Source organism: Sphingopyxis sp. QXT-31, from assembly GCF_001984035.1.
Taxonomy (GTDB): Bacteria; Pseudomonadota; Alphaproteobacteria; order Sphingomonadales; family Sphingomonadaceae; genus Sphingopyxis.
This window is the reverse complement of record NZ_CP019449.1, coordinates 2,084,608-2,107,404: the sequence shown is the minus strand read 5'-3', so window position 1 is coordinate 2,107,404 and position 22,797 is coordinate 2,084,608. Positions and strand designations below refer to the sequence as shown.

Here is a 22,797-nt window from a genome sequence, read left to right as displayed (position 1 = left end):
GCTCTATGTGAGTATTTTATGACGACTTTTAACGACTTTGGCCTGCACGCCGACATCAATCGCGCGCTTGCCGCCAAGGATTATACCGTTCCCACCCCGATTCAGACGCAGGCGATCCCGCCGCTGATGAAGGGCCGCGACCTGTGCGGCATCGCGCAGACCGGCACCGGCAAGACCGCGGGCTTTTCTTTGCCCTCGATCCACCACCTGATCACCCATCCGCACAAGACCAATCCGCGCAGCTGCCGCATGCTTGTGCTCGCGCCGACGCGCGAACTCGCCGCGCAGATCGCGCAGAGCTGCCGCGACTATGGCCGCTTCACCAAGCTGCGCGTGTCGACCGTCTTCGGCGGCGTGCCGATCAACAAGCAGATCCGCGATCTGGCGCAGGGCGTCGAAATCCTCGTCGCCACCCCGGGCCGCCTGCTCGACCTGATCGACCAGCGCGCGCTGCGCCTCGACGATGTCGAGATCTTCGTTTTGGACGAAGCTGACCAGATGATGGACATGGGCTTCATCCATTCGCTCCGCCGCGTCGCCAAGCTGCTGCCCTCGCGCCGCCAGAACCTTTTCTTCTCGGCGACGATGCCGAAGGAAATCGCGCATCTTGCCGAACAATTCCTCGAGGATCCGGTGACGGTGTCGGTGACCCCGGCGGCGACCACCGTCGAGAAGATAAGCCAATATTCGACCTTCGTCGAACAGAAGGAAAAGCAGGCGCTGCTCCATTCGGTGATCGCGAGCGAGGATATCGACCGCGCGCTCATCTTCACCCGCACCAAGCATGGCGCCGACCGCGTCGTGCGCCACCTCGCGGGTGCGGGCATCAAGGCGATGGCGATCCATGGCAACAAGAGCCAGTCGCAGCGCACCCACGCGCTGCAGGCCTTCCGCTCGGGCGAGATCAAGCTGCTCGTCGCGACCGACATCGCCGCGCGCGGCATCGACGTGTCGGGCGTCAGCCATGTCATCAACTTCGAAATCCCGAACGTTCCCGAACAATATGTCCACCGCATCGGCCGCACCGCGCGCGCCGGTGCGGAGGGCAAGGCGATCAGCTTCATCGCCCCCGACGAGCGGCCGTACATGCGCGACATCGAGCGCGTCACGCGGTCGAAGTCCGAGCCGATGCCGCTGCCCGAGAATTTCAACGAGCTCGTGCGCAACCTGCCCAAGCCGGCGCAGCCGCCGCGCGACACCGGCAGCCAGGGCCGGAACCCGCAGCGCCAGCGTCAGGACGCGATGCGCGGCCGCGGTGGCGCCAAGCCCGGCGGCGATCGTGGTCCGCGCCGTGACGGCGCCGCCGGCGAGGGCGCCGAGGGGCAGCGCAAGCGCCGCTTCCGCCCGCGCAACAAGAGCGTCGGTGCGCACAAGAGCGCGGTTACTCGCGTCAACTGATCCGGACCGCCGCCGTCAATGCACCGCCCTTCGGTGCATTGACGGCGGCCCCGGGTGCGGTAGGGTCTCCCCAGGGTCTGGGGAGGCACGATGATCGACGACGACGAATATGAGGCACCGCCGCCGCGCCACATGATGCGGCGCAAGCGCGTGTTGATCCCGCTCGGGCTGCTGCTCGCGCTCCTTGCCGTCTTTCTGTGGCTGCGCACCCCCGACACCGACCGCGACGAAATGATCGCCAAATATGGCGGTCCCGCGGCGACCTTCGTCGCGGGGCCCGCCGGCCAGCGCATCCATTATCGCGACCAAGGCAAGCGCGACGGCCCCGCGATCATCCTGCTCCACGGCTCGAACGCCAGCCTCCACACCTGGGAGCCGCTGGTGAAGCGGCTCGGCAGCGAGTACCGCGTCGTCACGCTCGACCTGCCCGGCCACGGCCTCACCGGCGGTACCCCCGACAAGGATTACGGCGCCGACGGCATGGCCGCGGCGGTCGACGTCGTCGCGGCGAAGCTCGGGCTCGACCGCTTCGTCCTCGGCGGCAATTCGATGGGCGGCTGGGTCGCGTGGCGCTATGCGCTCGGCCATCCCGACCGCGTCGACGCGCTGCTCCTCCTCGACGCCAGCGGCATGCCGCTGCGCAAGGGCGAGAAGCGCCCCGAATCGAACGTCGGTTTCCGCGTGCTCGAATATCGCCTCGGCCGCTGGCTCGCGACGCGGATCACGCCGCGGATGCTCGTCGAACAGTCGCTGCGCGGCTCGATCGAGAAGCAGGCGGTCGTCGACGAGCCGATGATCGACCGTTATTGGGAGCTGCTGCGTTTCCCCGGCAACCGCGAGGCGACGGTGCTGCGCGCACGTTTGGACCGCGAACCCGCGATGGCGGCGCGGGTGGGGGAGATCAGGGCGCCCACGCTCATCCTCTTCGGCAAGCAGGACCGGATCATCAACGCGACGGCGGCAGAGACTTTCCACGAACGGATCAGAGGCTCGGAGGTCGTGCTGCTGGACGGCATCGGCCATCTGCCGATGGAGGAAGCCCCCGATGCGACCGCCGCGGCGATCGCCGATTTCCTCAAGCGGCGGCTTGCGCCGCCGTCGGCTGGTCCAGAAACGAACTGATCCGCGCCGAAATCGCCGCCGCATGGGTGAAGGGGAAGAGGTGCGACCCCGGCACCACCTCCAGCACCGCGCCGTCGATCAACTCGGCGAGCATCTGGCCATAGCAGGCCGGCATCACGCCATCCTGCTCGCCCATCAACACCAATGTCGGGATCGCCTTGAGCCCGGGCAAGAACGCCACGCTCGTCCATCCGGCCATCGCGGCGGTCTGGTACGCGATGCCGAGCGGCGTCGCCGTCTGGATCTTCAGCCCGCTCGCCTGCATGTCGCTGTCGAACAGCGCGCCCCATCCGATGCCCGGCGCGCCCATCACCGGGGTCGTCGCCATCAGCACGAGATGCCCGACGCGGCCAGGAAATTGTACCGCAATCTGCTGCGCCAGCGCGCCGCCCCAGCTGAAGCCCGCAAGGTCGATCGTCTGGTGACCGAAACGGCTGGCAATGTCCATCACCACCGCTGCCATCGTCGGCGCGCCATAAGGGATCAGCGCATCGGGTGAGCCCCCGACCCCGGGCATGTCGAGTGTCCACACCTCGCGCCCCGCGATCTGCGCCAGCAGGGGCGCCGCCGCGCCGATATCGGCGCCGATGCCGTTGAGGAACAGCAGCGGTGTTCCCGGCGTTCCAGCGCGCCAGCGCGCGACCCGCAGCGTCAGGCCATAGACATGTTCGGTGCTGAGGGCGGGCTTGCCGCTGATCCTGCTCATGGCCTGTGCCTTGGCAGTTTTTGGCGACCGGCGAAAGTCCGCTTTAGTCGTCAGGCGGGCTGCTGCGCCGCGGCTGCCTCGCGCTCGGCCTTTTCGTAGCGAAGGCAATCGAAGATCTTCGCGCCGGCCAGGAACACCGACCCGCTGCACGCGAGCAGCAGCAGCTTGCCGCCGACTCCCGGATATTCGTCGATATAGATCATCCCGCGCGCGATCGCACCGACGCCGAGCGCATAGATGATGAGGCAAGCCTCAAACTTGGTCTTGATGACGAACAGGCGTCCGATCTTCTTCAGCATTACCATGCACCCGAGCAAGAGCCGTGCCAGTGGCGCAAATCGGGGATTCGGCGCCGCGGACTTATGGTAAACTGTAAATTAACTCGACAGGCGAGGGAAGGGGCGGCGCGATGTCCGCGCTCCCGAAACGGAAAGCGGCACCTCCGCATCGCTGCAAAGGTGCCGCTGACTGACGTCCCAGGGTCGCAGAAGGGCCGGCAGTTGCTGGCCTTATCGGCCCGCCGGAGGGTGGCCGCATCCTTCATATGAAGGATGGATCGCGATTTCTCAGTGCGGCGTCGTGACGGCGATGCGCGCAAGCAGCGATGCGAGGTCGGCCTGCCGCGTACAGCCGGTCTTTTCGAGCAGGCGGCTCAGCTGGCTGCGCACCGTGCTGATCGCGACATCGCCCGCCGCGGCGATGGCTTCGGGGGTTTCGCCGCTGGCGATCCCCGTGGCGACGCGCGCCTCCGAAGGGGTGAGGTCGAACAGCGAGCGCATCAGCGTCGCCGACGGCGCGCGCTCCGACGCGACCGGGACCAGCAGCATCAACGCATAGCTGTCGCCGAACACATCATGCGCGCTGCGCCGCACCGGGACGATGTGCGCGACCAGCTCGGGCTGGCCCGATGCGCCGCGGATCGGGAAGGACCGCACTGCGCTCTCGGCGCCCTGCGCCAGCCCCGCGAGCGCGTCGGTCAGGATTGCATCGGCCTTCCTGTCGTTCAGCCGCAGCCGCCCCTTGGCGCCCCAGACGATCTGCTCGGCGACCGCGTCGGTCATCGCGCTCGCCTCGGCGACTTCGCCGGCGTCGTTCAGCAGGAAGGCGGGCAGACGCAGCGCGGCGAGCGCTTCGGTCGCGCCCTCTGCGCGCTTCAGCTGCAGCCGTGCGCTGACCAGCGCGCTGCGCGCCAGATGCGGGCGGATGCCGTTCAGCCGCGCGACATTCTCGGGCTCGATCGGCCCGCCGTCGTAGGCGCGCTCGACGCTGAATATGATATTATCGCCGGTGGGCAAATGCAGCCCGGTCCCCGCCGACCAGCCGAGCCCGCGCGGGCGAAAGAAGTCGCGGTACACCGGATCGGCGCTCAGCTGCTCCTCGCTCCAGAAATCATGCTCGACGAAGAAGCTTGGCGCTTCCTGGCTCATGATGCACACGCGGCGGCTGCATTTGCCGAACCAGCCGTCGTTGACATAGGCGTCGAAGGCATCGGCGACGCTCTCGGACGCGGTCCAGTGCAGCGCCTTGCGCGCCGAGAAGAGCAGCCCCCCGGTCGACTGCGCCAGCGCCGCGACGTCGTCGAGCACTGCGGGCCAGGCCTCAGGCACTACCGAGCATTCGTAGATCCGGTCGATCAGGTCGTCGTGCATAAAGGCCCCCCGGCGCGATGGATGGGGCATTGTCGGGGAATGGCGGCGAAATGCAACCATGTGAGGAAGGGCGGTTTGGGGGTTGGAAGTGGACGTTGCCAGTTCCTCCCCGGAACGGGGAGGTGGCAGCCCGCGGGGCTGACGGAGGGGGCGAAACCTCGCGTCATGATGCACCGCTCCGGCCCCTCCACCACCGCTTCGCGGCGGTCCCCCTCCCCGTTCCGGGGTAAAATTGAGAACGGCAACTAAAGCCCGAAAGCGCCCATTCGCTTCACCGTCCGCGGATAAACGCCCGCACATCCTCGGACAATTTATGCCGGTCTTCGTCGCGGATATACATCATGTGGCCCGCGCCATAGTAGGTGTAGTGGATGCGGTCCTGCGGGATACCGGTGCGCGAGAGCGCATATTCGGCGGCGAAAAAGGGCGTCGCGAAATCGTACCAGCCCTGCGCGACCAGCACTTTCAGTCCGCTATTCTCGCGCAGCGCCTGCCCGATATAGGGCGCTACGTTAAGGTACGCGTTGGCGTCGCGGCCGCCGATGCGCCAATCCCATTGCCCGCCGATGCCGCCGATCGACTGATATTCGCGGTCGGTCTTGAAGCCGAGGCCGTCGCGGCTCCAGCTGTTGATCGCGGCCGTGTACGACGCGTCGATGCCATAGAAGCTGGGGTCGTTGTCGGGGCCCTCGCCGGCATTATCATAATCCTTGCCGGTATAGCGGCTGTCGAGGCGCCCTACGGTCAGCCCGCGGTCGCGCAGCAGTTCCTTGTAGAAGCGGCTGGGGGTGACGCGCAGGTCGGCCTGTTCGAGATAGGTTTCGGAGAGGCCGGTGAAGCGCGCGAGGTCGCGGCGGATCGCGGCGCGTTCCTCGCCCTGCAATTTCTGGCCCTTGAGCAGCGCGGTGGCATAGGGGCCGATCGCCCATTGCCGCGCTTCCTCGGCAAAGGCCTCGCGCGACGACCCCTGCGCCTTGCCATGATAGAGCGCGGTGACCGCCATCGAGGGCAGGTTGGTGATCGGCGACAGCTCGTTGCCCGGCGTGTCGGCGCCCGCGGCGAAATCGAGCACGGTCGAGATCAGGATGATCCCGTTCAATGCGACATCGTTGTAGGTGTCGTTCATCAGCTCGTTGGCGACGGCGGCGGAACGGGTGGTGCCATAGCTTTCGCCGCCCAGATATTTGGGGCTGTTCCAGCGGCCATTGTCGTTGAGCCACAGCCGGATGACCTGCGCGACGAGCTTCGCGTCCTGCGTGACGCCGTAATAATCCTTGGGGTCGGCCTTGCCGATCAGGTACGAGAAGCCGGTGCCCGGCGGGTCGATGAACACCACGTCGGTGACGTCGAGCAAGGCGTCGGGATTGTCGACGATCGGATAGGGCGGCGCGCCGTCGTCGACCCCCGTGCCCGGGATGGCGACGCGCTTGGGGCCGAAGGCGCCCATCATCAGCCAGACGGTGCCCGATCCGGGGCCGCCGTTGAACAGGAAGGTCACCGGGCGATTGGGGTCGCGCGGTTCCTTGACATAGGCGGTGGTGACGACCGCCACTTCGGGCACGCCGTCCCTGTTCTTGACGATCGTCTCGCCGATCGTCGCGGCGTAAGCGATGCGCTGGCCGCCGAAGGTGCCGCTGAGTTTGGTGGTGCGGACCTGCGGGATGACGTCGGCAGGTTTTTCAGCCTTGGCCTTCTCAAAGGGCGCATCCTGCGCATGGACGGCGGCAGGCGCAGCGAAGGCTAGCGTCAGGGCGATGAGCGACGGACCCGATTTCATTCGATATTCTCCCCGGTTGAGGCGCGGAGGCTAAGCCGGGCAGGGGGAGGGGGCAAGGGTGTCGGTCGGGTACGGCGGGGCTTTGGTCGAAGGCGTCAGGCCGCGCGGGGAACGATACGGTCGAGGTCGCCGTTCAGCGCCCGTTTGGCTTCGAGCAATTCGTAGCGATCCTGAAGCCGCAGAAAGAACCCCTCCGACATGCCGAAATAGCGTCCCAGTCGCAGGTCGAGTTCGGCATTCAGCGGTTCGTCGCCGGAAACCACGCGTGCCACATCGTCCGCCGCAACACCGAGCAGTGCGGCGAGCGCGCCGATGTCAAGATCGAGCGGTTCCATGAATTCGGACCACAATATCTCGCCGGCATGGCTGTTGTGCAGCCAGTCGGGATTAGTGGTAGTCGACGATTTCGACGTCATGCGCGGCTCCGTCCTTCCAGACGAAGCATATACGCCATTGCATATTAATGGAAATCGAATGTTGGCCGGCGCGGTCGCCCTTCAGCGCATGAAGTCGGTTGCTCGGCGGGTTCTGCAGGTCGGCCAGCACCTCCGCGGCTTCGATCATGGCAAGCTTGATGAGCGCGCGCGGCTGTATCTCGGCGGGATAATCCCGGCTCCGCTCGCCGTTCCAGATCTTTTCGGTTTCGGGATCGGCGAACGAGCGGATCATTGTGCGTGCTCCGCGCTATTGAGTTCCCATACGCCTTTGCCCAGTTTGCCCTCGGCGGGCCGAAACCAATTGAACCGCCCCGTGTGGGCTTTGGAGTGCTCACTGTTATACTCGAGTTCACGACGCACGATCGCTTCTGTATTTTTCGGAAGCGAGCGTCCAGCCTTGCGCCTTACATCCCGAACTCGATCATAGAGATCATTTAACGATGCGCGCCCTCCCAGGGAAATTAGCGCGCTTTTGACGTCATCCCGCCAACGGATTTTGGCGCCTCTATCTTTAAAATCTTCCTGATTTTCCGGAGCACGCGGCGGGACGGCGATGCCCAAGAGGCGTTCAAGAATAGTGTTCTCATCTTCTTCGCCGTCGATCCGGTGAGCCCAGATTTTTGCAAAAACGCCAGTGCTGATCTGGATGGTTCTCATTCGATCCATGTAGCAGAACTTTTTGGATCTTTCTAGAAAAAGATCACAGACCCTGTTGCCTTTTGCTTTGCTTCTAAAGTGGTCGTTGAGCGTGCCCGGCTTGCTCTTTTTTGCGCGGGGGACAGGAGGGGTCGTGCATTCTGCTCGCTATGTCGTCAGCGCCGCGACAATATCCGGTCCATCACCCAAGCGGTGTGCGCGGCACTTTGGCCCGTCGAGGGATGCTGTCCGCGGCTCGCGAGATGGTCGCGCATTGCCTCGACATGGAAATGCTGGATCACCGGGGGGTGCTGGATGGCCATCTCGACGGCCTCGCCGTCGCGGACGAGCCCCAGGGGTGCGTCGTCGAAGATCGAGAAGAGGATGCGGCCGCCGCTGCCGATGATCTCGACCCGGTCCTCGCGTTCGGCCGCGCCGAAATTCCAGCTTCCCGATCCGGTCACGCCGCCGCGGTGCAGCCAGCAGCCGGTCACCGCGTCGGCGGCGCTGTAGCGGCCTTGCTGGTTGACCGCGAAACCCGCGACTTCGGCAAACTCGCCGAACAGCCAGCCGAAGAGGTCGAGGCCGTGGCTCGCGAGATCGTCGAAATAGCCGCCTGGCGCGACCGCGGCGTCGACGCGCCAGTTTTTCTCCGCCACATCGGCGGGGCTCGGAGGCTTGGTCAGCGTCCAGTGGATATGGCGCACGGCCCCGATCGCGCCCTCGTCAAGCCAGGCCTTGACCTGCCGGAAGCGGGGGAGTGTGCGGCGGTAATAAGCGACGAAGAGCGGCAGGGCGCGTGCGGCAAAGGCGTCTCGGATGCGCACACAGGCGGCATGATCGGGCGCCATCGGTTTTTCGATGCAGCAGGGCTTGCCCGCGCGCGCGACTTCGAGCGCATAGGCTTCGTGGCTGTCGGGCGGGGTCGCGATATAGACCGCGTCGATGTCGGGCGAATGGATCAGCGCCTCGGCGCTGGCGAAGACCTGCGGCACGCCATGGCGCGCAGCATAATCCTCGGCCTTTGCGAGCCTGCGGTTGAACACGCCGTGGAGCGCGAAGCCCTCGACCTGTTGATAGGCGGGGCCGCTCTTGCGCTCGGTCACGTCGCCGCAGCCGATCATGCCCCAGCGGACGAGGGTCATCGCGCGGTCACCGCCCCCATTTGGTCTTGCTCTGCTTGCCGAAGCGGCCCTTGCGCGTGCCGGGCTTGCCCTCGTTCGAGCGGCCGACGCGCGGGGCGACCTGCTGGTCGATGGGCAGACCCAGCTCATCGGCTTCCAGCTTGCGGATCTCGTCGCGCAGGCGGCCGGCTTCCTCGAATTCGAGGTCGGCGGCGGCGTCGCGCATCTTCTTTTCGAGGTCCTGGATATAGGCGCGGAGGTTGTGGCCGACCATATGCGCCGGCTTGTCGTCGCCGATGTCGATCGTCACCCCGTCCTTCGACGCAACATGCGCGATGATGTCGCCGATGTTGCGCTTGATCGTCGTCGGGGTGATGCCGTGTTGGACGTTATACTCGGTCTGCTTTTCGCGGCGGCGGTCGGTCTCGCGCATCGCGCGTTCCATGCTGCCGGTGATGCGGTCGGCGTAGAGAATGACTCGGCCGTCGACGTTACGCGCGGCGCGGCCGATCGTCTGGACCAGCGAGGTTTCGCTGCGCAGGAAGCCCTCCTTGTCGGCGTCGAGGATCGCGACGAGGCCGCATTCGGGGATGTCGAGGCCTTCGCGCAGCAGGTTGATGCCGACGAGCACGTCGAACACCCCGAGGCGGAGGTCGCGGATGATCTCGATACGTTCGAGCGTCTCGACGTCCGAGTGCATGTAGCGGACCTTCAGCCCCGCCTCGTGGAGGAATTCGGTGAGGTCCTCGGCCATGCGCTTGGTCAGCGTCGTGACGAGCGTGCGATAGCCCGCGGCGGCGGTCGCCTTGGCCTCCATGATCAGGTCGTCGACCTGCTCCTCGACGGGCTTGATGAACACCGGCGGGTCGATGAGCCCGGTGGGGCGGATCACCTGTTCGGCGAACACGCCTTGCGTACGCTCCATTTCCCAAGTGCCCGGGGTCGCCGACACGCTGACCGTCTGCGGGCGCATCATGTCCCATTCGGCGAAGCGCAGCGGCCGGTTGTCGATGCAGCTCGGCAGTCGGAAGCCATATTCGGCAAGCGTGATCTTGCGGCGATGATCGCCCTTCGACATCGCACCGATCTGCGGGATCGTCTGGTGGCTTTCATCGACGAAGAGCAGGGCGTTGTCGGGCAGATATTCGAACAGGGTCGGCGGCGGCTCGCCGGGCAGGCGACCGGTCAGGAAGCGGCTGTAATTCTCGATCCCGGCGCAGCTACCCGTCGCGGCGATCATTTCGAGGTCGAAATTGGTGCGCTGTTCGAGCCGTTGGGCTTCGAGCAGCCGGCCCTCGGTTTCGAGCTCCTTCAGCCGTTCGGTCAGCTCATGCTTGATCGCCTCGCTCGCCTGTTTGAGAGTCGGCCCCGGCGTCACATAGTGCGAGTTCGCAAAGACGCGGACATAGTTGAGATTCGCGATCTTCTTCCCCGTCAGCGGATCGAACTCGGTGATCTCCTCGATCTCGTCGCCGAAGAAGCTGATCCGCCACGCCATATCCTCATAGTGCGAGGGGAAGATTTCGAGGCTATCGCCCCGGACGCGGAAATTGCCGCGTGCGAACGCCTGGTCGTTGCGTTTGTACTGAAGCGCGACGAGCTTGCGGATGATCTCGCGATTGTCCGCGACCTGCCCCTTTTTGAGGTCGAAGATCATCGCGGAATAGGTCTCGACCGAGCCGATACCGTAAAGGCACGACACCGACGCGACGATGATCACATCGTCGCGTTCGAGCAAGGCGCGCGTCGCCGAGTGGCGCATGCGGTCGATCGCCTCGTTTACGCTCGACTCTTTCTCGATATAGGTGTCGCTGCGCGGCACATAGGCCTCGGGCTGGTAATAGTCGTAATAGCTGACGAAATATTCGACCGCATTGTTTGGAAAAAAGCTCTTGAACTCGCCGTAGAGCTGCGCCGCGAGGATCTTGTTCGGGGCAAGGATCAGCGCCGGGCGCTGGAGCTCCTCGATGACCTTCGCCATGGTGAAGGTCTTGCCCGATCCGGTGACGCCGAGCAGCACCTGGTCGCGTTCGCCATCGAGCGCGGTCGAAACCAGCTCGCGGATCGCGGTGGGCTGGTCTCCCGCGGGCTCATAGTCGCTGACCAGTTCGAAGCGCTTGCCGCCCTCGACCTTGGCGGGGCGCGCGGGACGGTGGGGGACATAATCGACCGCGGTGTCGATTTCGTCGAGCGAGGTGCGAATCTGAATTGCCATTGCTGCCAATATGGTGAGGATGTCGACCGTCCACAATCGGACTCGACAGGGGAAATGCCATGAAAAAGACTTTGATGCTGGCGATTGCGAGCAGTCTCGTCCTCGCCGCGTGCGGCGACAAGGCGGCAAAGGACGGCGAGACGGCGTCGAACGAGCCCCCTGAATTGCGCCAGCCGGGCAGCTGGGGCCAGAAGATCGAGATCGTGAAGCTCGAGGGCGACGACGTCACCCCCGAGGCCAAGGCGCAGATGCAGCAGATGTTCTCAATGCTCAGCGGCATGACCGTATGCCTGACCCCGGAGGCCGCGAAGCAGGAGGACATGGCGAAGAACCTGTCCGACATGGGCTCGAAGGGCGAGAATTGCACCTTCGACAAGAAGGTCTTCAGCGGCAAGACCGTCGATTTCTCTGCGACCTGCAAGGGCGACGCGGGCAAGACAATGAAGATGAGCGCGACCGGCACCAGCGGCGCCACCGCGCAGGACATCACGATGACGATCCTCGCCAACAAGGCCGACGGCAGCAAGGAAGGCGAGATGGTCATGCGCATCACCGCCGAGCGCAAGGGCGAATGCGGCCCGAACGACATCACGCCGCCGGCCCCTGCCGCCAAGAGCTGATCGGACCGCGGCCATGATCGGGTATGTCACCATGGGGACCGACGATCTCGAGCGCGCGCGCAGCTTTTACGCCGCGCTACTTGGGACGATCGGCGCCAGCGAGCTGATGCGCCTGCCCGACGAGGAGGCGAACGGCTTCACCCTCTACAGCACGGGCTGGGGCCAGCCGGGGATCGCGGTGACGCGGCCCTACGACGGCATGCCCACCGATCGCGGCAATGGCCATATGGCAGCGCTTGTCGTCGACGCGCGCGCCAAGGTCGACGCGCTGCACGCGAAGGCGCTCGAACTCGGCGGCAGCTGCGAGGGACCGCCGGGGGTGCGCGGCGACGATGGCGACCAGGCCTTTTACGGCGCCTATTTCCGCGACCTCGACGGCAACAAGCTCTGCGCCTTCCGGATCGGCCCGGCCTGATCTGATAGCGACCGCCCGGCTTCGCCAGCGGTGGGCGCCGTTGCTCGTCAGCCTCGCCGCCGGGCTGGTCGCGGTGGCGGCTGCGCCGATCCTAAGCGCTGATCAATCCGATGGCGCTGGCCTTGAACGGCGCGTCGCAGAGGGATGGAAATGGCTCCACCGCATCGGCATCCATTATATCTGGCTGATCTTCACCTTCAACTATGTGAGCCGCGCGGTGTACGCCGATCCGACCTATCACCTCGAAGGTCGCATAATGGCACCGCTCTTCCTTGCCGCGCTTGGCTTGCGGCTCTATGCGCGGCTTGGGCGTCGCTGATGCGCCGGCAACGGCGATGGGTGCGTGACGATTTTCAGGATGGCTGTGGCGGTGGACTTGCCGGACGGAAAAACGGGTGGGGCCATTTTTCCGTCCGGCGAAGTCGCTGTGTATGAAGCCGGAGGACCATGCGACAAGTGCCAGGGACCAGCTCGCACCCGTCGGTCTTCCGACCTCAATTCGTCATACCGAACCAAGGTCCGGACCAGACGGCGACGTCACGAGGACATCACCACGATCGAGACATGCCCGAAATGGGACAACAGGTTGAGTTACATCGGGTCACGTAGCGGGTTGTCGCAATCCGTTAGGAAATTATTAACCTCGTTTCGGCTTTTTGCGCCGCTATTTGGCGCAAGCGCAATTTTATGTTATGAAGACTGGCTCAGTTGTTACCGTTACAAGGAAGTGACAACGGCTGGTCGCGCCCAGTTATTGACGTATCTACCGCGCAGCAGCTCGCTTTGGGGCATTTGGGGGTAGTATGGACCGGACGAAGGCGAGCGCTGAGCAGCAAGACGGCGATGCCGACAGGATCATAGCCGACGAACTCGCGCGCCTGCTCGACTCTCCGCTGTTCGTGCGGTCGCCGGTGCTCACGCGCCTGCTGCAATATCTCGTCGATCATCGGCTGCAGGGCAACCGCACCGCGCCCAAGGCCTATGCGATCGCGACCGAGGCGCTGGGGCGCAGCAGCGATTTCGACCCCGCGGTCGACAGTTACCCTCGCGTCATGGTCGGCCGGCTCCGCAACCTGCTCGACCGTTATTATGCCGAGACGCCATGGCTTCACCGGCTGCGCGTGCCGCAGGGCAGTTACGAGATCGTCGTCCAGCATCGCGCCGCGCCGCCCGCCGCGCGCGGCGCTGACGCGGGCGAGACCGCGCGCGAGGGCCATCCGGCCGCCGAGGCGGGTGCAACTGCGCCCGGCGGCGTGACGCCGGTGCCGCCTTCCACCGCGCGTCCCGCGTCGGCGCCGCGCCGGCGCGGCGTGCTGTTGTGGCTCGGCTTTGCCGCCGCGCTCGCGCTCGCGGCTTTCGCCGGCTGGTGGTTCGCCCATTCGGACCGTCCGTTGCTCGGCGGCGATTCCGTGCCGATGCCGACGCTCGAGCTCAGCGCGCCCGCATCGGGCGACAGCGGACCGTCGCGCGCGATGGCGCGCGGGCTCGACGGAAAATTGCGCGACGGTTTCCGGCGCTTCGAGCTGGTCCAGCTTCTCGCCTCGCGTCCGGCGGGTGCGACGGGACCTCGCCAGCGCGCCGACTATCGCCTCGATGCCTTGCTCGTGCGCCGGCTGGAAGGCGGGGCGGTCGATGTGACGCTCGTGCTCAACCGCGTCGCCGACGAGCGCGCCATCTGGTCGCAGCAGATCCGCGTGGCCGCGGACGATATCCCCGAATTCACCGGGCTCGAACCCGCGATCGCACAAATTGCGGGCGATTATGGTGTCATCGTGCGCGACCAGTTGCAGCGCCAGCCCGACAATTATGCCACGGGCTTCCCGTGCCTCGCGCAGTTCAACCGCCTGCGCCAGATGCGCAATCCCGCCGCCGCGGCGCGCGTCGATCGCTGCCTGCGCGCGACGATCGACGACATGCCGCAGGATCCGGTGCCGCTGAACGCACTGTCGCTCCTCCGCTTCGGCGACTGGCAGCAGCGCCGCGCGACGGCCGAGGGCAAGGAAGCCTATGCCGAGGGGCAGGAACTGGCGCGCCGCGCCTACAGCGTCGGCCCGAATAGCGCGGCGGGGCTGTTCGCCATGTCGCGCGCGCATTTCTATGGGGGCGACTGCCAGCGGGGGATCGGTCAAGGCGGCGCGGCGCTTGCGCTCAACCCCTATGATGCCGATCTGACCGGCTTTTTCGGGCTGTTCAACACCGCCTGCGGGCGCACCGCGGAGGGCGAAGCACTGCTGACGCGCTCGGTGATGCTCGACAATTCGCATGCGGGCGTGCCCGCAGTGACCCTCGCCTTCCTCCATTCGCAGCGCGGCGATCAGGCCGAGGCGCTGGCGCTGCTCGACCGCATGCCCTCGCCCAGCAACCTCGAGCCGCAATATCTGATGGTGCGCTCGGTCGTGCTGGCGCGGATGGGCGAGGTCGACCAGGCGCGGGGCCTGTGGCGGCGGCTGCTCGACTATACCGGCCAGCCCGCGAACGCGCCGCCGGAAACGGTGCTGCGCCAGTTCATGATAACCCCCGCGGTGATCGCGCGCGCTTCGATTGCACTGCGCGAATCCGGCGTGGTGGGCCCGCGCCCTGCGATCGCCAAGACGACCGATTGACGGCACGTCCGCGTGCCGCGGTTCGATCTTGAACAGGGGCAGGGCATTTCCTATTTCGTCACGCAGGTGCTGGAGGGGCAGAAAGGGACGCGGTCGGCGTACAGCGCCGCAGAGGAGGCATTAGTCGACATCGCAGCGCCGGGCACCCCGACGCCAGCCCTCTTGCCAGCCCCGTTGGCGCGCACTAGGGCAAATTTCAACATTCACGGCTTAGTCAGAAAAGGAATAGCGCATGAGCGATTCGGCCGAAAAGGTTAAGAAGATCGTCGTCGAACATCTGGGCGTCGAAGCCGACAAGGTCACCGAAGAAGCGAGCTTCATCGACGATCTGGGCGCCGACAGCCTCGACATCGTCGAACTGGTGATGGCGTTCGAAGAAGAATTCGGCGTCGAAATCCCCGACGACGCGGCGGAAAAGATCGCCACCGTCAAGGATGCGATCGACTATATCGAAGCGAACAAGGGCTAAGGCTCTGCGGTCCGGCCATGCCGGAGCCGTCCACGCGTTTCCGGCTTCCCGGTCCCGAGCGCTCGTGCGCAGTGGCCGGGAAGCTTTTTTTATGGATGTAGCCTGACACGGCGCTACATCCGTCGTCCCGGCGAAAGCCGGGATCTGGCCGGTTCGGTGATCACAGGCCGCGCGGGCGAGACCCTGGCCTCCGCCGGGGTGACGATGGAAATCATATGAAGCGGCATCCTGCGGGGACAGGGCCGACGAAAGGAATGACTATGCGCCGGGTTGTGGTGACGGGTTTGGGTTTGGTGACGCCGCTGGGTGGTGACGTCGAAACCAGCTGGAAAAATCTGATCGCGGGCAAATCGGGCGCGGGTCCGATCACCCATTTCGATGCGTCGGACCAGAAATGCACCATCGCGTGCGAGGTGAAGGGGCCCGACCATGAATATGGTTTCGACCCCGGCAAGCGCGTCGATCACAAGGTGCAGCGCCAGGTCGATCCCTTCATCATCTTTGGCATCGACGCCGCGGGCCAGGCGCTCGAGGACGCGGGGCTCACCGAGTTGACCGAGGAGCAGAAGGTGCGCGCCGGCTGCTCGATCGGCTCGGGCATCGGCGGCCTGCCGGGGATCGAAAGCGAAAGCCTGCTGCTCGCCGAGAAGGGGCCGGGCCGCGTCAGCCCTCACTTCGTCCACGGCCGCCTCATCAACCTGATTTCGGGGCAGGTCAGCATCAAATATGGCCTCAAAGGCCCGAACCACGCCGTCGTCACTGCCTGTTCGACCGGTGCGCATTCGATCGGCGATGCGGCGCGGATGATCCGCGACGACGATGCCGATATCATGCTCGCGGGCGGCGCCGAGGCGACGATCTGCCCGATCGGCATCGCGGGCTTCGCGCAGGCGCGCGCGCTCAACATGAGCTACAACGACCGCCCCGAACAGGCGAGCCGTCCTTACGATAAAGACCGCGACGGCTTCGTGATGGGCGAGGGCGCGGGTGTTGTTGTGCTCGAGGAATATGAGCACGCCAAGGCGCGTGGCGCCAAGATTTATGCCGAGGTCGTCGGCTATGGCCTGTCGGGCGACGCCTATCATGTGACCGCGCCTGATCCCGAAATGGACGGCGCCTTCCGTTCGATGAGCGCGGCGCTGAAGAAGGCCGGCATGACCCCCGCCGACATCGACTATATCAACGCGCACGGCACCTCGACGATGGCCGACACGATCGAACTCGGCGCGGTGAAGCGGCTGTTCGGCGATGCGATGGGCAATGTGTCGATGAGCTCGACCAAGTCGGCGATCGGCCACCTGCTCGGCGGCGCGGGCGCGGTCGAGACGATCTTCTGCATCCTCGCGATCCGCGACCAGGTCGTCCCCCCGACGCTCAACCTCGACAACCCCGACGAAGGCACCGAAGGTGCCGACCTGGTCCCCAAGGTCGCGAAGAAGCGCAAGGTGAAGGCGGCGCTGAACAACAGCTTCGGCTTCGGCGGCACCAACGCCAGCCTGATCGTCAAGGCGGTCGATTAACAGCTAATCCTCCCTGTCGCGCAGCGATGGGGAGGGGGACCGTTCGCGGAGCGAATGGTGGAGGGGCCGGCGACGTCGCGCCATAGCCCCTCCGTCAGCGGCTGCGCCGCTGCCACCTCCCCATCGCTGCGCGACAGGGAGGATTAAAATGCCTTTCCTACATTATCCCGCCATGCTTTACCCATCGACGAGGCCCGCCGGGCGACCGGTGTTAAGGGCACAAAGGACACATTCCGGCGCCGCGCATGCGGGTCTTTTGTGGCTTTAAGCAGAGTCTTCGACTGACGGGAGAATCGCGTGCATCCGTTCCGCTGGCTGACGATGGCGATTCTCGTATTGCTGCTCGCCGCCTGCTCGGGCGGCGCGCCGAAGGATGCCGAGGTCGTGATCCCCAAGGGTGCGAGCATCGCCAAGGCGGGCGAGATCCTCGAAAAGGCCGGGCTCGTCTCGGCCTCGAGCTTCCGCAACGAGGCGCGCTTCTTCGGCTCGTCCGACCCGATCAAACCCGGCGAATATAAGGTTGAGAAGGGGATGGACGCGGGCGACATTCTCGAACTGCTGCAATCGGGCAAGACGATCCAGCGGCTCGTGATGATCCCCGAGGGCATGCCCTCGATCATGGTCTGGGAACGGCTGATGGCCGAGAAACGGCTGAAGGGCGAAATCCCCGTGCCCGCCGAGGGCAGCATCCTGCCCGACAGCTACGCCTTCACCACCGGCGAGACGCGCGCCGCGGTGATCAAGCGCATGCAGGCCGCGATGGACAAGGCCTTCGACGAACTCTGGAAGAAACGCACCCCGCGCGCCGCGGTCAAGGACCGCAATGAAGCGATCACGCTGGCGTCGATCGTCGAAAAGGAAACCGGCGTCGCTGCCGAGCGCCGCACCGTCGCCGGGGTCTACACCAACCGCCTCGGCGTCGGAATGAAGCTCCAGGCCGACCCGACGATCATCTATCCGATCACCAAGGGCAAGCCGCTCGGCCGGCGCATCCTGCGCAGCGAAATCCAGGCGGTGAACGGCTACAACACCTACAGCATGGCGGGGCTGCCGCAGGGGCCGATCGCCAACCCCGGCAAGGCGTCGATCGCCGCGGTGCTCGACCCCGAGGCGAACAACTTCCTCTTCTTCGTCGCGAAAGGCGACGGTGGCCATATCTTCGCACGGACGCTGTCCGAGCATAATGCCAATGTCCAGCGCTGGTACCAGCTGCGCCGCGACCGCGGGGAGATAGAGTAGCCGCGCGAAGGGGAGGGATGAAGATGCGCCGTCTGTTGGGACTATCCGCCGCAACCCTCGCGCTCGCTGCCTGCATGAGCGGCGGCGGCGCGGCCGAGAAGGCGACGAGCGACGTGCGTTTCGAGCAGGGCCCCGGCCTGGGCGCCCCGCGCGCGACGCACCAGCTGGTCGCGGCGGGCGGCGGCACTTTGCTCGCCATCGGCGGCTGCGTCGAAGCGGGCTGTGAGGCCGGCCCCGCGAGCGCCACGGTCGACATCATCGAGGCGCCGGGCATGACGGTCACCGCGACCGGGCGCCTGCTCGCGCCGCGCATCCAGCCCTCGGCAGTGGCGCTGTCCGGCGGGAAGGTGCTGATCCTCGGCGGCTGGGTGAACGGCCGCGTGAGCGCCGCGACCGAGATCTTCGATCCAGCCACCGGCCGTTCGGTCGCCGGTCCCGCGCTGGCCGCGCCGCGCAACGCGCCGACCGTCGCAGTGCTTGCCGATGGCCGCATCCTGATTGCGGGCGGTTATGACGGCAGTGACGTGCGCGCCGACGCCGAAATCTTCGACCCCACGACGGGCAAGCTGACCCGCACCGGATCGCTCGCCGCCGCGCGCAGCGGGGCGACGGGCACGCTACTCTCCGACGGCCGCATCCTCATAGTGGGCGGCGGTCGCCCCGACCGCGAACCGCGCCGCGCGCTCGCCAGCGCCGAGCTCTTCGACCCCGCGACCGGGCGCTTCGCTCCCGCAGGCAGTCTCGCCGAGGGCCGCTACAAACATGGCGCGGTGCGCCTCGCGAACGGCGACGTGCTGGTCGTCGGCGGCTCGGACATTCGCGACTATGGCGGCAAGCTCCGCTCGGTCGAGCGCTACGACGCTACGGCGGGGCGTTTCGTTGCCGCCGGCAATCTCGCCGACCCGCGCTTCAAGATCGCCGACGGGCTGCTGCTGCTCCCCGGAGGCCGTGTGCTCGTCGCGGCGGGCGACACCGCGCCCGAGATTTTCGATATCGCGACCGGCACCGGCCGGCGGCTCGACTACGACCTCGGCGGCCAGTGGAATTATATGACGCTGGTCCGCGCCGATGCGAACACCGCCTTGCTCGCGGGGGGCTATCGCGAGGGGCGGATCGAGCCGACCGCGCAAAGCTGGATCGTCCATCTGACGAAGGGGTAAGGCCATGACCACCGCCAAACTCTTCCTCCACGGCGTCCCCGACAGTCCGCTCATCTGGGGACCTTTGCTCGCCGCGCTCGATCTCGGCGACACGCCCGTCGCGGTCCCTGCGCTGCCGGGCTTCACCGGCCCGCTCCCCGCGGGCTTTCCCGCGACCAAGGAGGCCTATGCCGACTGGGCGGTGGGGCAGTCCGAGGTCCTGTTCGCGAAGCACGGCCCGATCGATATCGTCGGTCACGACTGGGGGGCGCTGATCGCGCAGCGTGTCGCGATGCTGCGCCCCGACCTCATCCGCAGCTGGGCGATCTCGAACGCGGTGATCGAGCCCGACTATCGCGGCCACCGCCTCGCGCGCATCTGGAACACGCCGATCCTCGGCGAGCTGTTCATGGCGCTGAGCAAACCCGCCAAGCTCGCCAAGGGGCTCGCCGCCGCGGGCATGCCTGCCGACATTGCGCAGGAAGAAGCGGCGCAATGGGCGAACAAGGACAAGCGCCGCGCGATCCTCAAACTCTACCGCTCGGCCAAGGGGCTGAGCTTCGCGCACGACTGGGCGCTCGATATCGCGAAGCTGCCGGCGAAGGGCGCGCTGATTTGGGGCGAGGGCGATCCCTATGTGGACCTGTCGGTCGCGCAGCGCTACGCCGCCAACACCGGCACGCCGCTCACGGTGATTGAAAAGGCCGGCCATTGGGCGATCGCCGAGCGCCCCGAAGTCGTCGCCGCGGCGCTGAATGCGCATTGGAACGCGGCCTAAGGCCCGGATAATAATATGTCATCGCCTTATACGATTATTGTCATGCAATTTATCGATTGGCGATTTTCCGCCGGATTCGCCATCTGGGTGGGGAGCGAGACAGAGTGTCCCATGGACGACGGCCATCCCCCTCCCGCTTGCCGCGCCCATCCCTGCTCGTGACAGGCGATCCGGTCATCCCCCCTCCCGACCGGATCTCTGGCGCCGCGCCCATCATCGTGACTGCGACGATGGGTGCGGCCGACCAGCGCCTCTTCGATGCGCTCCGCACCGCAAATTTCCCGCCCGAGCGCAACCATCTTGCCGCGCATATCACGCTCTTCCACCAGCTGCCGCCCTCGGCGCTCGCCGAGCTCGAAGGCCTGATCCGCACCATCGCCACCGACACGCCCCCGCCCGCGGCGCGAGTGGCTGACGTCTATTCGCTAGGGAACGGCACCGCCTTCCGCATCGACAGCCCCGAACTCTTGGAAATCCGCGCGCGCATCGCCGACCGCTTCGCCGGCATGCTCACCGCGCAGGACCGCGGCACGCCCAAACTCCACATCACCGTCCAGAACAAGGTGACGGCGAAAGCCGCCCATGCCCTGCAGGCCGACCTCGCCCGCGATTTCCGCCCGCGCCCGCTGGCCATCGCGGGACTCGCCGCGTTTCACTACCGCGGCGGCCCATGGGAAAGCGCCTTCGCCCGCAATTTCCGCGGCCCGCGCAGAGGATATTGACCAGACCCCGCCGCCTGCCTATAGGCGCTGCTCGCCCGAGCGGGCGGCCTTTCGGGGCGGAGTAGCTCAGCAGGTTAGAGCAGCGGAATCATAATCCGCGTGTCGGGGGTTCGAGTCCCTCCTCCGCTACCATCGCCCAAGAGATTGATAGCCCCCGGGCGCGGAACCGTTCGCCTTCTGCCGCGCTATCCCGGCGATGGAACTCAATGCGCCGATACTCGTCCACTGGATCGACCTCGACCTCCTGTCGCGGCTCGGGGTGGCGGCGGTGCTGGGGTTGCTGCTCGGGCTCGACCGCGAGGTGCGCGGACATGAAGCCGGGTTTCGCACGCATGGGCTTATCTGCTTCGCCGCGGCGGCGATGACGGTGTCGATGATTTCGCTCTATGGCCAGATCGGCGGCGAAGGGGGCGATCCCCTGCGCATCTTCGAGGCGACGGGCGCCTTCATCGGGATCATCGGCGCGGGGCTGATCGTGTTCAGCAAGGGCGAGGTGAAAAACCTCACCACCGCGGTGCATCTGTGGCTCGCGGCGGTGATCGGGGTCGCGTGCGGCGCGGCACAATGGCCGCTCGTCGCGATCGCGAGCGTGATCAGCGTGGTGATGCTGACCGTGCTGGGCTTCGTCGAAAGCGTCTGGGAGCGGCGGCGCGCAAAGCCCAAGGAGGAGTGACGCGGCTCAGCCGTCGTTCGCTGCCGCCAGCTTCGCCGCGCGGATATCTTTTTTCAGCACCTTGCCGACCTTCGAGCGCGGCAGGTCGGGCCAGATTTCGAGCTCCTTCGGCGCCTTGACGCTGCCGATCGCGGCTTTGACGGAGGCGATGATGTCGTCGGCGTCGGCGTCCTGGCCCGCACGCAGCTGCACCACGGCGCAGACACGCTCGCCCCATTTGTCGTCGGGCAGGCCGAACACCGCGCCGTCCTGCACCGCGGGGTGCGCGAGCAGCGCCGCCTCGACTTCGGCCGAATAGACGTTGAATCCGCCGGTGATGATCATGTCCTTCGCCCGGTCGACGATGAACAGGAAATTGTCGGGGTCGAGATAGCCGATGTCGCCGGTGCGGTGCCAGCCGTCCACGGTGGCCTCGGCCGTCGCTTCGGGGTTCTTGTAATAGCCGTCCATGACGAGGCTGCCGCGCACGACGATCTCGCCGCGCTCGCCCTGCGGCAGTTCGCGCCCTTCGCTGTCGAGGATCGCGACGCGGACGAGCGGGCCGGGCCTGCCCGCCGAGGACAGGCGATGCCGCGCGACCGATCCGTCGGGGTTCAGATGGTCCTTCGGCGCCATCATCGCGATCATCATCGGCGCCTCGGTCTGGCCGAAGAGCTGCGCCATCACCGGGCCGAGCTTCTCGATCGCCTCGGCGAGCCGCGCGGGCGAGATCGGTGCGGCGCCGTACCAGAAACATTGCATCGCCGAGAGGTCGGTGACCGGCAGCGCGGGATGGTCGAGCAGCATGTAGATCAAGGTCGGCGGCAGGAAGGTGTGCGTCGCGCGGTGTTGCGAGGCGAGCGCGAGGAATTCGCCGATGTCGGGATAGGGCATGATCACGACCTCGCCGCCATGCGCCATGATCGGGAAGGTGAGCACGCCCGCCGCATGGGTCAGCGGCGCCATCGCGAGATAGACGGGGCGCCCTTCGAAAGGATAGCCCATCAGCGTCAGCGCGGTCATCGCCTCGAGGTTGCGATTGGTCAGCATCACCCCCTTGGGGTGGCCCGTGGTGCCGCCGGTGCCGGGGAGCATTGCGAGGTCGCTGACGGGCGCCGCCGCAAAGGGATTGGCGTCGATGCCCGCCAGCCACTCGGCCAGCGACGGCGCGAAATCCTGTTCGGCGTCGAGGCAGACGAGCAGCGTCAGCTTGGGCAATTGGCCGCGCAATTCGTCTACCAGATCGGCGAACTTCGAATGGAAGATCAGCGCGGTGCAGTCGAAATTGTCGAGCACATAGGCGTTCTCGGCCGCCTCGTTGCGCGGGTTGATCGGACACCAGACGGCGGCGGCGCGCGAGATGGCGAAGACGCAGGCGAAGGCGGTGGGGTCGTTGCCCGACAGGATCGCGACATGCTGGCCCGGGAGGATGCCCGACGCACTCAGCCCGCGCGCGACGCAGTGCGTCAGCGCCTGCACCTCGGCATAGGACAGGCTCCGCCCGTCCATCGTCAGGCAGGGCGCGTCGGCGCCCAGCGACGCCCCCTTGTCGAGCCAGTCGACCAGCCGCATTGCG

23 protein-coding genes and 1 tRNA gene are annotated in these 22,797 nt (G+C 66.2%); 14 read left to right on the top strand and 10 right to left on the bottom strand.

What is annotated here, in order from left to right; genetic code table 11:
* Positions 1–18 precede the first annotated feature (18 nt).
* Both BWQ93_RS10120 and BWQ93_RS10115 read left to right on the top strand, forming a co-directional pair.
* The gene (locus BWQ93_RS10120; RefSeq protein ID WP_077030434.1) at positions 19–1,398 is read left to right on the top strand and encodes a DEAD/DEAH box helicase; all 1,380 of its coding nucleotides are present in this window, start codon (positions 19–21) and stop codon (positions 1,396–1,398) included.
* A gap of 90 nt (positions 1,399–1,488) precedes the next feature.
* A complete protein-coding gene (locus tag BWQ93_RS10115; RefSeq protein ID WP_077030433.1) occupies positions 1,489–2,520 on the top strand; it encodes an alpha/beta fold hydrolase in 1,032 nt (343 codons plus the stop codon).
* On the opposite strand, the gene BWQ93_RS10110 is transcribed toward BWQ93_RS10115, so the two are convergent.
* The 9 genes from BWQ93_RS10110 to uvrB all read right to left on the bottom strand — a co-directional run bounded on the left by BWQ93_RS10110 (position 2,474) and on the right by uvrB (position 11,064).
* Positions 2,474–3,226: an alpha/beta fold hydrolase gene (locus tag BWQ93_RS10110; protein ID WP_077030432.1), complete on the bottom strand. Its 753-nt coding sequence runs from the start codon at positions 3,224–3,226 to the stop codon at positions 2,474–2,476. The genes BWQ93_RS10115 and BWQ93_RS10110 overlap by 47 nt on opposite strands.
* Before the next feature lie 50 nt (positions 3,227–3,276).
* Positions 3,277–3,525: a hypothetical protein gene (locus tag BWQ93_RS10105; RefSeq protein ID WP_077032319.1), complete on the bottom strand. Its 249-nt coding sequence runs from the start codon at positions 3,523–3,525 to the stop codon at positions 3,277–3,279.
* 267 nt (positions 3,526–3,792) lie between these two features.
* Positions 3,793–4,875 carry a helix-turn-helix transcriptional regulator gene (locus BWQ93_RS10100; protein WP_077030431.1) on the bottom strand — a complete coding sequence of 361 codons (1,083 nt, stop codon included), beginning with the start codon at positions 4,873–4,875 and terminating at the stop codon, positions 3,793–3,795.
* Positions 4,876–5,146: 271 nt separating this feature from the next.
* Positions 5,147–6,652, bottom strand: a complete 1,506-nt coding sequence (locus BWQ93_RS10095) for a S10 family peptidase (protein ID WP_077030430.1) — start codon at positions 6,650–6,652, stop codon at positions 5,147–5,149.
* 95 nt (positions 6,653–6,747) lie between these two features.
* Positions 6,748–7,068, bottom strand: a complete 321-nt coding sequence (locus BWQ93_RS10090) for a HigA family addiction module antitoxin (RefSeq protein ID WP_077030429.1) — start codon at positions 7,066–7,068, stop codon at positions 6,748–6,750.
* Positions 7,040–7,321, bottom strand: coding sequence for a type II toxin-antitoxin system RelE/ParE family toxin (locus BWQ93_RS10085; RefSeq protein WP_077030428.1), 282 nt, complete (start codon positions 7,319–7,321; stop codon positions 7,040–7,042). The genes BWQ93_RS10090 and BWQ93_RS10085 overlap by 29 nt, the downstream gene beginning before the upstream one ends.
* Positions 7,318–7,746: a hypothetical protein gene (locus tag BWQ93_RS20805; protein ID WP_156878201.1), complete on the bottom strand. Its 429-nt coding sequence runs from the start codon at positions 7,744–7,746 to the stop codon at positions 7,318–7,320. The genes BWQ93_RS10085 and BWQ93_RS20805 overlap by 4 nt, the downstream gene beginning before the upstream one ends.
* Positions 7,747–7,901: 155 nt before the next feature.
* A complete protein-coding gene (locus BWQ93_RS10075; protein ID WP_077030426.1) occupies positions 7,902–8,870 on the bottom strand; it encodes a Gfo/Idh/MocA family protein in 969 nt (322 codons plus the stop codon).
* 7 nt (positions 8,871–8,877) lie between these two features.
* Positions 8,878–11,064, bottom strand: a complete 2,187-nt coding sequence (gene uvrB, locus BWQ93_RS10070; protein ID WP_077030425.1) for an excinuclease ABC subunit UvrB — start codon at positions 11,062–11,064, stop codon at positions 8,878–8,880.
* Between the two features lie 59 nt (positions 11,065–11,123).
* Here uvrB and BWQ93_RS10065 point away from each other — a divergent pair, with 59 nt between their 5' ends.
* The 12 genes from BWQ93_RS10065 to BWQ93_RS10010 all read left to right on the top strand — a co-directional run bounded on the left by BWQ93_RS10065 (position 11,124) and on the right by BWQ93_RS10010 (position 21,242).
* Positions 11,124–11,684: a DUF3617 domain-containing protein gene (locus BWQ93_RS10065; protein WP_156878200.1), complete on the top strand. Its 561-nt coding sequence runs from the start codon at positions 11,124–11,126 to the stop codon at positions 11,682–11,684.
* A gap of 13 nt (positions 11,685–11,697) precedes the next feature.
* Complete coding sequence (locus tag BWQ93_RS10060) at positions 11,698–12,099, top strand: VOC family protein (protein WP_077030424.1); 402 nt, start codon at positions 11,698–11,700, stop codon at positions 12,097–12,099.
* 40 nt (positions 12,100–12,139) lie between these two features.
* Positions 12,140–12,418, top strand: a complete 279-nt coding sequence (locus BWQ93_RS10055; RefSeq protein ID WP_077030423.1) for a hypothetical protein — start codon at positions 12,140–12,142, stop codon at positions 12,416–12,418.
* A 484-nt stretch (positions 12,419–12,902) separates the two neighbouring features.
* Complete coding sequence (locus BWQ93_RS10050) at positions 12,903–14,702, top strand: tetratricopeptide repeat protein (RefSeq protein ID WP_077030422.1); 1,800 nt, start codon at positions 12,903–12,905, stop codon at positions 14,700–14,702.
* Positions 14,703–14,934: 232 nt separating this feature from the next.
* The gene (locus tag BWQ93_RS10045; protein ID WP_003039428.1) at positions 14,935–15,171 is read left to right on the top strand and encodes an acyl carrier protein; all 237 of its coding nucleotides are present in this window, start codon (positions 14,935–14,937) and stop codon (positions 15,169–15,171) included.
* A 260-nt stretch (positions 15,172–15,431) separates the two neighbouring features.
* Entirely contained in the window at positions 15,432–16,691 is a 1,260-nt protein-coding gene (gene fabF / locus BWQ93_RS10040; protein ID WP_077030421.1) for a beta-ketoacyl-ACP synthase II, read from the top strand.
* A 321-nt stretch (positions 16,692–17,012) separates the two neighbouring features.
* On the top strand, positions 17,013–17,930 hold the full coding sequence (gene mltG / locus BWQ93_RS10035) for an endolytic transglycosylase MltG (RefSeq protein ID WP_077032317.1): 918 nt from the start codon (positions 17,013–17,015) through the stop codon (positions 17,928–17,930).
* A gap of 23 nt (positions 17,931–17,953) precedes the next feature.
* A complete protein-coding gene (locus tag BWQ93_RS10030; protein ID WP_156878199.1) occupies positions 17,954–19,090 on the top strand; it encodes a Kelch repeat-containing protein in 1,137 nt (378 codons plus the stop codon).
* A 4-nt stretch (positions 19,091–19,094) separates the two neighbouring features.
* On the top strand, positions 19,095–19,847 hold the full coding sequence (locus tag BWQ93_RS10025) for an alpha/beta fold hydrolase (protein WP_077030419.1): 753 nt from the start codon (positions 19,095–19,097) through the stop codon (positions 19,845–19,847).
* A 230-nt stretch (positions 19,848–20,077) separates the two neighbouring features.
* Positions 20,078–20,569, top strand: coding sequence for a 2'-5' RNA ligase family protein (locus BWQ93_RS10020; protein ID WP_077030418.1), 492 nt, complete (start codon positions 20,078–20,080; stop codon positions 20,567–20,569).
* A 55-nt stretch (positions 20,570–20,624) separates the two neighbouring features.
* Positions 20,625–20,701, top strand: a tRNA-Met gene (locus tag BWQ93_RS10015).
* Between the two features lie 64 nt (positions 20,702–20,765).
* Positions 20,766–21,242, top strand: coding sequence for an MgtC/SapB family protein (locus tag BWQ93_RS10010; RefSeq protein WP_077030417.1), 477 nt, complete (start codon positions 20,766–20,768; stop codon positions 21,240–21,242).
* 6 nt (positions 21,243–21,248) lie between these two features.
* On the opposite strand, the gene BWQ93_RS10005 is transcribed toward BWQ93_RS10010, so the two are convergent.
* Positions 21,249–22,793: an acyl-CoA synthetase gene (locus tag BWQ93_RS10005; RefSeq protein WP_077030416.1), complete on the bottom strand. Its 1,545-nt coding sequence runs from the start codon at positions 22,791–22,793 to the stop codon at positions 21,249–21,251.
* Between the last annotated feature and the right edge of the window lie 4 nt (positions 22,794–22,797).